This window comes from Vibrio sp., assembly GCF_047973365.1.
Taxonomy (GTDB): Bacteria; Pseudomonadota; Gammaproteobacteria; order Enterobacterales; family Vibrionaceae; genus Vibrio.
This window is the reverse complement of sequence record NZ_JBKEBW010000146.1, coordinates 1-9,017: the sequence shown is the minus strand read 5'-3', so window position 1 is coordinate 9,017 and position 9,017 is coordinate 1. Positions and strand designations below refer to the sequence as shown.

The 9,017-nt window shown below is 43.6% G+C and carries 14 protein-coding genes and 1 pseudogene; 8 read left to right on the top strand and 7 right to left on the bottom strand.

Annotation, left to right across the window (positions count from 1 at the left end):
* Positions 1 to 70: 70 nt before the first annotated feature.
* The 4 genes and pseudogenes from ACK5MF_RS17475 to ACK5MF_RS17460 all read right to left on the bottom strand — a co-directional run.
* Positions 71 to 388: pseudogene (locus ACK5MF_RS17475) on the bottom strand (helix-turn-helix domain-containing protein); the annotation flags it as partial.
* An 18-nt stretch (positions 389 to 406) separates the two neighbouring features.
* A complete protein-coding gene (locus tag ACK5MF_RS17470) occupies positions 407 to 571 on the bottom strand; it encodes a hypothetical protein (RefSeq protein ID WP_416923815.1) in 165 nt (54 codons plus the stop codon).
* A 169-nt stretch (positions 572 to 740) separates the two neighbouring features.
* On the bottom strand, positions 741 to 1,466 hold the full coding sequence (gene truC, locus ACK5MF_RS17465) for a tRNA pseudouridine(65) synthase TruC (protein WP_416923816.1): 726 nt from the start codon (positions 1,464 to 1,466) through the stop codon (positions 741 to 743).
* A complete protein-coding gene (locus ACK5MF_RS17460; RefSeq protein WP_416923814.1) occupies positions 1,466 to 1,780 on the bottom strand; it encodes a YqcC family protein in 315 nt (104 codons plus the stop codon). Before ACK5MF_RS17460 ends, truC begins: the two co-directional genes overlap by 1 nt.
* A gap of 106 nt (positions 1,781 to 1,886) precedes the next feature.
* Between ACK5MF_RS17460 and ACK5MF_RS17455 the strand changes: the two genes are divergently transcribed.
* Entirely contained in the window at positions 1,887 to 2,924 is a 1,038-nt protein-coding gene (locus tag ACK5MF_RS17455; protein ID WP_416923813.1) for a DUF3549 family protein, read from the top strand.
* 8 nt (positions 2,925 to 2,932) lie between these two features.
* On the top strand, positions 2,933 to 3,235 hold the full coding sequence (locus tag ACK5MF_RS17450; protein ID WP_416923812.1) for a DUF3301 domain-containing protein: 303 nt from the start codon (positions 2,933 to 2,935) through the stop codon (positions 3,233 to 3,235).
* Positions 3,236 to 3,244: 9 nt separating this feature from the next.
* Here ACK5MF_RS17450 and ACK5MF_RS17445 read toward each other — a convergent pair whose 3' ends face one another.
* Positions 3,245 to 3,724, bottom strand: a complete 480-nt coding sequence (locus tag ACK5MF_RS17445) for a GNAT family N-acetyltransferase (RefSeq protein WP_416923811.1) — start codon at positions 3,722 to 3,724, stop codon at positions 3,245 to 3,247.
* A gap of 844 nt (positions 3,725 to 4,568) precedes the next feature.
* Here ACK5MF_RS17445 and ACK5MF_RS17440 point away from each other — a divergent pair.
* Complete coding sequence (locus tag ACK5MF_RS17440) at positions 4,569 to 4,862, top strand: hypothetical protein (RefSeq protein WP_416923810.1); 294 nt, start codon at positions 4,569 to 4,571, stop codon at positions 4,860 to 4,862.
* Entirely contained in the window at positions 4,859 to 5,308 is a 450-nt protein-coding gene (locus tag ACK5MF_RS17435) for a YaiI/YqxD family protein (protein ID WP_416923809.1), read from the top strand. Before ACK5MF_RS17440 ends, ACK5MF_RS17435 begins: the two co-directional genes overlap by 4 nt.
* Positions 5,309 to 5,371: 63 nt before the next feature.
* On the opposite strand, the gene ykgO is transcribed toward ACK5MF_RS17435, so the two are convergent.
* Positions 5,372 to 5,497, bottom strand: coding sequence for a type B 50S ribosomal protein L36 (gene ykgO, locus ACK5MF_RS17430; protein WP_102940270.1), 126 nt, complete (start codon positions 5,495 to 5,497; stop codon positions 5,372 to 5,374).
* Between the two features lie 137 nt (positions 5,498 to 5,634).
* Here ykgO and tsaA point away from each other — a divergent pair, with 137 nt between their 5' ends.
* From tsaA to ACK5MF_RS17410, 4 genes are all read left to right on the top strand, one after another.
* Positions 5,635 to 6,330: a tRNA (N6-threonylcarbamoyladenosine(37)-N6)-methyltransferase TrmO gene (gene tsaA / locus ACK5MF_RS17425; RefSeq protein ID WP_416923808.1), complete on the top strand. Its 696-nt coding sequence runs from the start codon at positions 5,635 to 5,637 to the stop codon at positions 6,328 to 6,330.
* 67 nt (positions 6,331 to 6,397) lie between these two features.
* The gene (locus ACK5MF_RS17420; RefSeq protein ID WP_416923807.1) at positions 6,398 to 8,113 is read left to right on the top strand and encodes a proline--tRNA ligase; all 1,716 of its coding nucleotides are present in this window, start codon (positions 6,398 to 6,400) and stop codon (positions 8,111 to 8,113) included.
* Between the two features lie 229 nt (positions 8,114 to 8,342).
* Complete coding sequence (locus ACK5MF_RS17415) at positions 8,343 to 8,549, top strand: YaeP family protein (RefSeq protein ID WP_416923806.1); 207 nt, start codon at positions 8,343 to 8,345, stop codon at positions 8,547 to 8,549.
* Positions 8,549 to 8,740: a DUF4250 domain-containing protein gene (locus tag ACK5MF_RS17410; protein WP_416923805.1), complete on the top strand. Its 192-nt coding sequence runs from the start codon at positions 8,549 to 8,551 to the stop codon at positions 8,738 to 8,740. The genes ACK5MF_RS17415 and ACK5MF_RS17410 overlap by 1 nt, the downstream gene beginning before the upstream one ends.
* Positions 8,741 to 8,798: 58 nt before the next feature.
* Here ACK5MF_RS17410 and ACK5MF_RS17405 read toward each other — a convergent pair.
* Positions 8,799 to 9,017 (bottom strand): transposase (locus ACK5MF_RS17405; protein ID WP_416921405.1); only part of this gene is annotated, 219 nt, incomplete at its 5' end.

Genomic DNA, 9,017 nt, shown 5'->3' with positions numbered 1-9,017 from the left:
CTCGGTAACTTAGTTACTTTCAAAAGATGTTTTAAAGAGTATGTTTTTCTAAGAGCTGAAACGGTTAACGCTATTTCTTAGTTCGACGAAATCGCTGCTGATTCAACTCCTCGAGAATTTTTAAGACAGCGTTCTCCGAACGTAAATACGCCAGTTCTTCTTTTAACTCTTCCAGGGTCATCTCATCATCAGATTTGTGTGTCGTTTGCGGGGAGTTCTTCATTGGAATAATCGCTCTTTTATGTTTCTCCAACCCAATAATGCCTTTCTTTTCATATTTTCGGAGCCAACTCGTAAACGTCGTAGGGAAAGAGAGGTTTAACACCGCGCTAGTGTGTCTGACAGACCAGCCATTTGTCCACAATAATTGCAACGCTTCCATCTTAGCTTCCGCACTAAGAGACTGTCAATCAATTAAAAATGAATTTGAACAATGCATAGTGAAAACATGAGCCCAATAACGAACATGTTTTGTTGGGACAGAATATTTTTCAGCGAGCTCTCGAGGAGTGGAGCCATCAAGATAATTTTTAGCTACTTTGAACTTTAACTCGCGACTGTATTTGGACATAAATAAAAGACCCCCAATAATTGGTTGTCCAACTATTGGGGGTCACTTCACTCCCGTGTGGGAATGCATACCTTAGTTAAAGATAGAAGGTGAAACCTACCTACTTTGAACATTTAAAGCTCGGTATGCACCACGCAGAGCATGGTAACGAGCACTACTCCACGCTCAGTCACGCTTGCGGACTTTCCCAGCCAAACTCTGCAAACAACCTTTGCCAAACCTCATCAAAAGACGCTTTGAGCACTAATTCCTGTTGTGTATACGGGTGAGTAAACCTTAATTCAGTCGCATGAAGAAGCAGTCGATGACAATCGTACTCTTCTCGATACAAGCGGTTATGTTTACCATCGCCGTGAGTGGTATCACCCACAATTGGATGACGAAGATGTGCCATATGGCGACGTAACTGATGCTTACGTCCCGTTTTAGGTTTCATTTCGACTAAGCAGTAACGAGTGGTTGGAAACTTTCCGGTTGAAAAGGGAGCTTCGACTTTGGCTAACGGTTGATATTCAGTCACCGCGGACTGAGCTTCTTTATCTTGCTTGGCAAACTTATCAGCAATTTTATCCAACTCTTCTTTGAGCGGATAATCCAGCACGTCTCCCTCTTCAATCCAGCCACGAACAATTGCATGATAGGTTTTTTCCATTTCATGATTAGCAAACATCGGCATGACATTGGCGGCAATTTCGCTCGACAGCGCAAAAACCAGCACGCCGGACGTCGGTCGGTCTAAACGGTGCAAAGGAAAAACATGCTGACCGATTTGATCTCGTAATGTTTGCATTACAAACTGAGTTTCATGCCTATCGAGCCATGAACGATGCACCAACATGCCTGCAGGCTTATTGACGGCGACCAAATATTCGTCTTGGTAGATGATATCCAACATTACTGACATACCCTATCAATGTGGTTGATGACTAAAAGTACAGCTTGAAACTCGTCTTGATGCTTCCATGCTTGCTCAAAATAGGGTGACAACTGAAAACCTTTAGGAATGGCTTGTCCTTCATTAAGCAATTTCTGCATCGTTGGGACAAACACCCACTGCAGCCACTCATGAGGGTCGAGTGTATCAATCGAAAAAGGCTCAACACTTCGCATCGCTTCGATACTCGGTGGCGTAGTTTGCCAAACTTCACATTGGCGTAATTCCGCTTCTAATCGCTGTAAAGCTTGAGCCAGTTTTGTGTTAATTGTCATGAATCACCAAGTTTGTTGGTCGTACACCTTGAAAAAGTGCCATAGAGTACCATTTACTGAGGAAAGAAGGGTTACCCCAAAAGAATTTCAGGAACATTTTGCTCCCATGGACAATATTCAAACACTGACTGCTTTACTCAAAAACAGTGGCTGTCAATATCAAATCTTCGACCTTGGCCGACGCATCCAAACTATCAAGAATGAGCAGTTTTCACATGTAGAACAGGGACATCAAGCTTATCCCTATCCTGTAAAACGTACCGCTCACCTGGCTATTGCATACTGGAATGAAACCAAACAACCTTGGATTTGGTTCCTTAAATTTGCTCTAGATGAACGTGGACTACTGCAACAAGCGGATGTGGGTCAGTTCATTAAGTATGTGGTTGAAGCCATGGGAACTCGCCTCAACAAAGAACTCACCGAAGAGCAGCAAAATAAACTGGCGAACAATCCGTATACCTTCAAACCAGCTGAAGACAAAATGGCTGTTTTTCACAGCCAAATTCGCGCGACATTAGCCATGCCTTGTAGCCAATACTATGAGCATGCTCAACATTATTTCTCTGGTGGTCTAGGTTGGAATAATTGGCAAACGATAGGTCTGCAAGGCATTACCGATATCTGTGCGCGTTTGAATCAAGAACAGAATGGTCCTTTGGTTCGTAAAGCGCTGTCTCATTTGCCGACACAGCCTCTTTACGCGCTACTCGGCGCTCTTGAGCACACAGAACTACCGACCATGCTTGCGAAGCGCCTTGAAGAGTTGACCCAAGCAGAGATAGCAAGCCAAGAGCCTGATCTGTTTTTACTCTCTGCATTCACTCGCGCACTATCCGGTGCAGATGAAAATCAACTGGGTAAAATAATTGATTCAATTCTCGCGAGCCCTCGTTTGAGCCACCCTGAGGTACTGATTGCCATTGCCGGACGTACCTGGAAGGTATTGAATAACACGACGAGAGCAGAGCAATTTTTGTTAAGACTGGCGCAGACTGGCAATCAAACGCTATTTAACCAGTTGTTTGCTGACCTCGTCATGCTGCCAGAACTCAGAATGGTTCTTTTGCCATTATTGCATGGCACTCCTTCTGAAGAGCTCGCGCATGCACTGCTCAAACTTCAACAAGATACCAAATCCTAAGGCGCAATATGATTGGAGATCTATTGGCAATATTGGCGCTATGCTTCGTCTGTTTCCTTTTTTGGCAGCAAAGACGACAGTCTGAAATCGCTAAATCACACGTACTGAGAAAATGCGATCAACTTGAACTTCAATTGCTTAGCGTATCTTTTGCTGGTCACAAATGGAAAACCAACGATGGTCGCTGGCTTTGGCATACAGTTTACTTGTTTGAATTTTCAGCTTTAGGTGATGACTGCTATCAGGGCAAACTGGAAATGCGTGGCTTCATTCCGATGCGCTTTAACTTGCCGCCGCATCGGATGGCATAAGCTCGGTATTTAAGATTTAATCCACTCAAAATCATAGCTAAGGGCGAAGTGCTCGTCATTCTCGCCTCGGTTTTGGAAACCCAAAATTTCTAATATTTTAATGGCAGCGCGATTTTCAATCTCAGCGGTGGCAACCACTCGCATTAGGTCCAATCTTTCACATGCTTTAGGGAAAAACGCCTTTAGCGCTTCTGTCGCGAACCCCTGCTTCCAATACAATTTATCAAAAATAAAGCCTAATTCCGCTTTAATATCATCACGTTCGATAAAGATATGCCCCATGAACTCACGGTTATAGTTATCCAACACCGCCATAGCATGAATAGAAGAATCGTTAAGCACACGCTTAAACAGCTCTCTAGATGCAGAGACTGTCTTAGGTCCATTAAGGTATGCCATATTTTTAGCGCAACAGTTGAGCATAAGAAAATCCAACTCGAACGATTCTGTATAAGGAATTAACAGCGTTCGTCGTGTCACTATTGTCACAAACAGTCCTTGTTAGAAAACAAAAATAGCAAAAAAGCCTTGCCACTGAAGCAAAACAGAGCAAAGCGAACTTGATCGAAAAAGATTTGAAGCCATTAGCGATTAAGAATAATTATTATTTAATTTTTTCATATGCAAATTGAGAAAAACCCCAACACCGAAGTGTTGGGGTTTAAGTCTTGCGTGCAGCCTTCCCGCTACAAATATCCGCTTCCTGCATCATCCCTAAAAAACTGAATCCTTCAGTTAACTCCTGCATCGCCTTCCTAGCGGTGTCCATTTTCGTCCGTTGTGCTAACCATCCTGTTAGCGCTCATCACTTGTTCCTTGAGCGGTGTCCATTCCATCATCCCGATGGTATCCTACCCTTTCTTAGGGTTTATCCTTTTGCGTTCCTTGCCAACTGACATCCTGTTAGCTGTTGAATCCGTTCGTATCCGTATCCATATGGTGATTATCCATTAATCACTTTTTCGTCCTGAAATCACCGTCCAGTGGTGTATCCATTTCCGTGTCAGTTCCCTGCCGACGCAGATCAATCTACGCCTTTGAGTTTTTAGTGCAATCACCCGATAGTTAATAATTTTGCGCATAAAACAAACAATCAACTTATTAATATATAATTCAATACGTTACGAAAATAAAATAGCATTCACTGCTTAACAAACCTCTGATATCGCACAGCATTTGTAAGAGATCTCGCACAAGAGCATGTTACTTTCGCTAGCGTTTGTCCTTGCATATTTTTATCAACAGAAAGCAAAAGCGACAAGAGAACCATTTGGGCTGGGATTAATCACGCAAACTGATATAAAATCATGCTCTCAGAGAAAAAGGATGACCTATGCTCACTCAAGATGTTACTAAAGAGCTCGAACATGTGCTAACCACACTACAGCAGCAAGGAAAAGAACCGACTGTTGCCCTTGTTAAAGCACGTTTGAGTACATCAGTTCCCATGGCGGCACTTATTAGTGCGATTAAAAGTTGGAAAAATGCGCATCGTGTTCCTAAAGTCGAAATCGCACTACAAGCAACCACTGAAGCTGACCGTATTACTCAGTTGGAGCAAGTCATTGCTCAGCTTACGCAACGTATTGAACAGTTAGAGCAACAACTCAATGGTGATTGTCAATGAAAATCTGGGTTGACGCCGACGCTTGCCCGAAAGTGATCAGAGAAACTATTGTACGTGCAGCAGAGCGCACAGGCATTGAATGTACCTTTGTAGCTAACCACATAATCCCTGTACCCAAACGCGTTAATATTCATTCCATTCAAGTTCCTGCGGGTTTTGATATTGCCGATAATGAAATTGTAAGACGAGTAGCAGCAAATGATTTAGTTATCACATCTGACATTCCACTGGCTGATGAAGTGATAACTAAAGGTGCGCTAGCGCTGAACTCACGTGGTGAGCTCTATACTAAAGAGACCATTAAAGCGCGCCTTAATATTCGCGACTTTATGGAAACCATGCGTTCCAGCGGTATTCAAACCGGAGGACCAAGCGCACTTTCTCAAACAGAGCGACGTGAATTTGCCAACCACTTAGACAGATATCTGGCGAAGTTTAAAAAATAGCTCGATTTTAAATACAAAAAAACCGCGAAATTCGCAGTTTTTTATTCATTGTGTCGCCGACACTTATCGCTGTACGGCTTTAAATCTAGGGTTAGCTTTGCAGATAACGTAAAGGCGTCCACGACGCTTAACGATCTGACAATCAGGATGACGGTTTTTTGCACTTTTTAGCGAACTTAGTACTTTCATAGTTGATACCTCAATTGAATTATTTTGTTATAATATAACATATCAAAAGATAATTACTATCAACAATAATTACTACTGTTCTCTGTTAGGTGTGATATTTTCACTTTTACTTCTTTAATCAAACTCAATACACGCCAATGCACACCATCACGCCGATTGCTACCATCGAAACGCCATATAAAGAGAAATTCGCCGTTCCACGTCAACCTCGATTAGTACCGAGCGCTAGAGCTCGCATCAAGTTACTCGGCGAGTTGAACTGTTTGCAAGCAGTGCGTGAAATGGAACAGTTCAGCCATCTCTGGCTGTTGTTCTTGTTTGATCAAAATCTTGAAGCTGGTTGGAAACCAACCGTTAGACCACCGCGTCTCGGAGGCAATGAAAGAGTCGGTGTACTAGCGTCCCGTTCCACGTTTCGCCCAAACGGTATTGGCATGTCGGCGGTTGAATTTCTAGCAATAAATAAAGAAGGCGAGCAATTCTATATAGAAGTAGGTAGCGTTGATCTGGTTGATGGAACACCGATCGTTGACATCAAACCCTACATCCCCTATTCCGATGCGATACCTAAAGCCAAAGGTGGCTATGCAGAGTCTGAACCGTCAACAATAGATGTACAATTCTCGACACAAGCTCAAGAAATTCTAAATACTTTGCCTGATTCAGCGGTCAAGAAAGCTGTTATTAGTGAAGTTCTGGCACAAGATCCACGTCCTGCTTATAAGAAAAACAAGCCTGACGAGAAGCAATACGCAGTACATTTATACGATTTGAACGTAAAATTCATCATAACCGCTAACTTAGTGACGGTTACGACGATTGAACGCTTTTGACATTGGCATTTGGCTGATATTATTAGCGGCTAAATTTATTACCACCTTTGATAAACGGATACCATAAATGCGTACCAGTAAATATCTTCTTTCTACTCTGAAGGAGACTCCAAACGACGCAGAAATCGTGAGCCACCAGCTCATGCTACGTGCGGGCATGATCCGTAAGCTAGCCTCAGGTCTTTATACTTGGCTACCTACCGGTCTGCGCGTACTGCGTAAAGTCGAAACCATTATTCGTCAAGAAATCGACAATGCAGGAGCTATTGAAACATTAATGCCCGTTGTGCAGCCGTTTGAACTATGGGAAGAAACAGGTCGCAGCGAAAAGATGGGCCCTGAGTTACTTCGCTTTACTGACCGCCACACCCGTCCGTTTGTACTAAGCCCAACAGCAGAAGAAGTGATTACTGCTCTTGTGCGTAACGAAGTAAGTTCATACAAACAGCTTCCGCTGAACCTGTACCAAATCCAGACTAAGTTCCGTGACGAACGCCGCCCTCGTTTTGGTGTGATGCGCTCTCGAGAATTCTCGATGATGGACGCATACAGCTTCGACATCGATAAAGAAGGTCTACAAAAATCTTACGACGCAATGCACGATGCTTACTGTAAAGCATTCGACCGCATGGGTCTGGATTACCGTCCAGTATTGGCTGATAGCGGCGCTATCGGTGGTAGTGGCTCTCAAGAGTTCCACGTATTGGCAGAAAGCGGCGAAGATTTAATCGCATTCTCTACTGAATCTGATTATGCAGCAAACATCGAAAAAGCAGAAGCGGTGGCACTTGCAGCAGAACTTGCAGCCCCAACTCAAGAGATGACTCTGGTTGACACGCCTAATGCGAAAACCATTGCCGAACTGGTTGAGCAATTTGAACTGCCTATCGAGAAAACGGTTAAAACGCTTTTCGTTAAAGCATCCGATGAAGTTGACGCAGACATCATCGCACTGATCATCCGTGGTGATCATGAGCTAAACGAAGTGAAAGCAGAAAACTTGAAAGAAGTCGCTTCTCCACTAGAGATGGCTTCTGAAGAAGAAATTCGCGCTCTAATCGGTGCCGGTCCAGGTTCACTAGGCCCTGTTGGTCTAAAACAGCCATTCATCGTTGACCGCACAGTTGCTGTAACCAGCGATTTTGGTGCAGGCGCAAACGTTGATGGTAAACACTACTTCGGCATTAACTGGGGCCGTGACGTTCAACTAGGTCAAGTTGAAGACCTACGTAACGTTGTTGAAGGTGACCCAAGCCCATGTGGTAAAGGCACTATCATGCTTAAGCGTGGTATCGAAGTTGGTCACATCTTCCAGCTTGGTACTAACTACTCAGAGAAAATGAACTGTGGTGTTCTAGGCGCTGACGGTAAGAACGTTATTCTAGAAATGGGTTGTTACGGTATCGGTGTTACTCGTGTAGTGGCTGCTGCGATTGAACAGAACCACGATAAATACGGTATCATCTGGCCAGACGCGATTGCACCATTCCAAGTGGCTATCGTTCCAATGAACATGCACAAATCTGAGCGCGTTCAAGAAGCCGCAGAGAAGCTATATGCTGAACTGACAACAGCTGGTATCGAAGTTCTATTCGATGACCGTAAAGAACGCCCAGGTGTTATGTTCTCTGATATGGAGCTACTTGGTGTTCCTCATACGATCGTTATCGGTGATCGTAGTATGGACGAAGGCAACTTCGAATATAAAAACCGTCGCTCTGGTGATAAAACTCCAGTGGCTATGGCTGATATCGTCGAGCACATCAAGTCGCAAATGGCTTAATCTCACACGAGAGTCTTTAAGGGCTGCCTACCGGCAGCCTTTTTAATACCTGAAACATGCTGAAAATTTGATCTCTTGCTACTCAATATTGAGCCAGCTCAAAGGTAACTTTTGTCTTCATACTGCTCTCTGTGTATATTGAGAGCAGTTATCATTTATAAGGCAGACGTCTCGTTCTGTGCTATTAGTTCTGTGAAAATGAGTCGTTCTGTAAAAGTAGGATAGAGTTATGCAAGTTTACGGTTGTTGTGATTTAGTTCGTGAGTTATACGCTCAAATTGGCAGTGGCGATCAAGCCTATATTCCTCAAGCCATTAGCTGCGCGGTTCGTGCTTTGAACGATGTGGCAGCGGATACTTCTTTAGCAAAAGAAGTCAGAGAAAAAGCCGCCTTTGCTGCGGCAAACTTACTGATTTCTGATTTCGAGGACAAATAATGAATCTCGCCAATTTCGCTTCTATGGATACAGTCATGCTAATGAGCATTGTGAACATGAAGCTGCGTGACGACTTTAACGGTGATTTAGACAAGCTGGTTGCCTACTTCGATATTGACCGAACCGCACTTGAAGCCAAGCTGGCCACAGCTGGATTTGAGTTTTTGGTTGAAGCCGGACAGTTTCGTTAAGGGTATCACCTCATTCCCACGGTCCCCTGAAGTGACCCCATAAAGTTGGACATTTCTGTTAAGCGGCTTGCAAGGCCTGATTTCGATATTCTATCGGAGTCAGGCCTTTAAATTTCACCTTAATCCGTTTTGTATTGTAATACTCTATATATTCTTCGATATTTGCAATCAGTTCATCAGCATCAGTGAAGCTTTGACCGTGATACATCTCTGTTTTGAGTAAAGCGAAGAAGTTTTCAGCCACTGCATTATCTAAACAGTTTCCTTTTCTCGACAT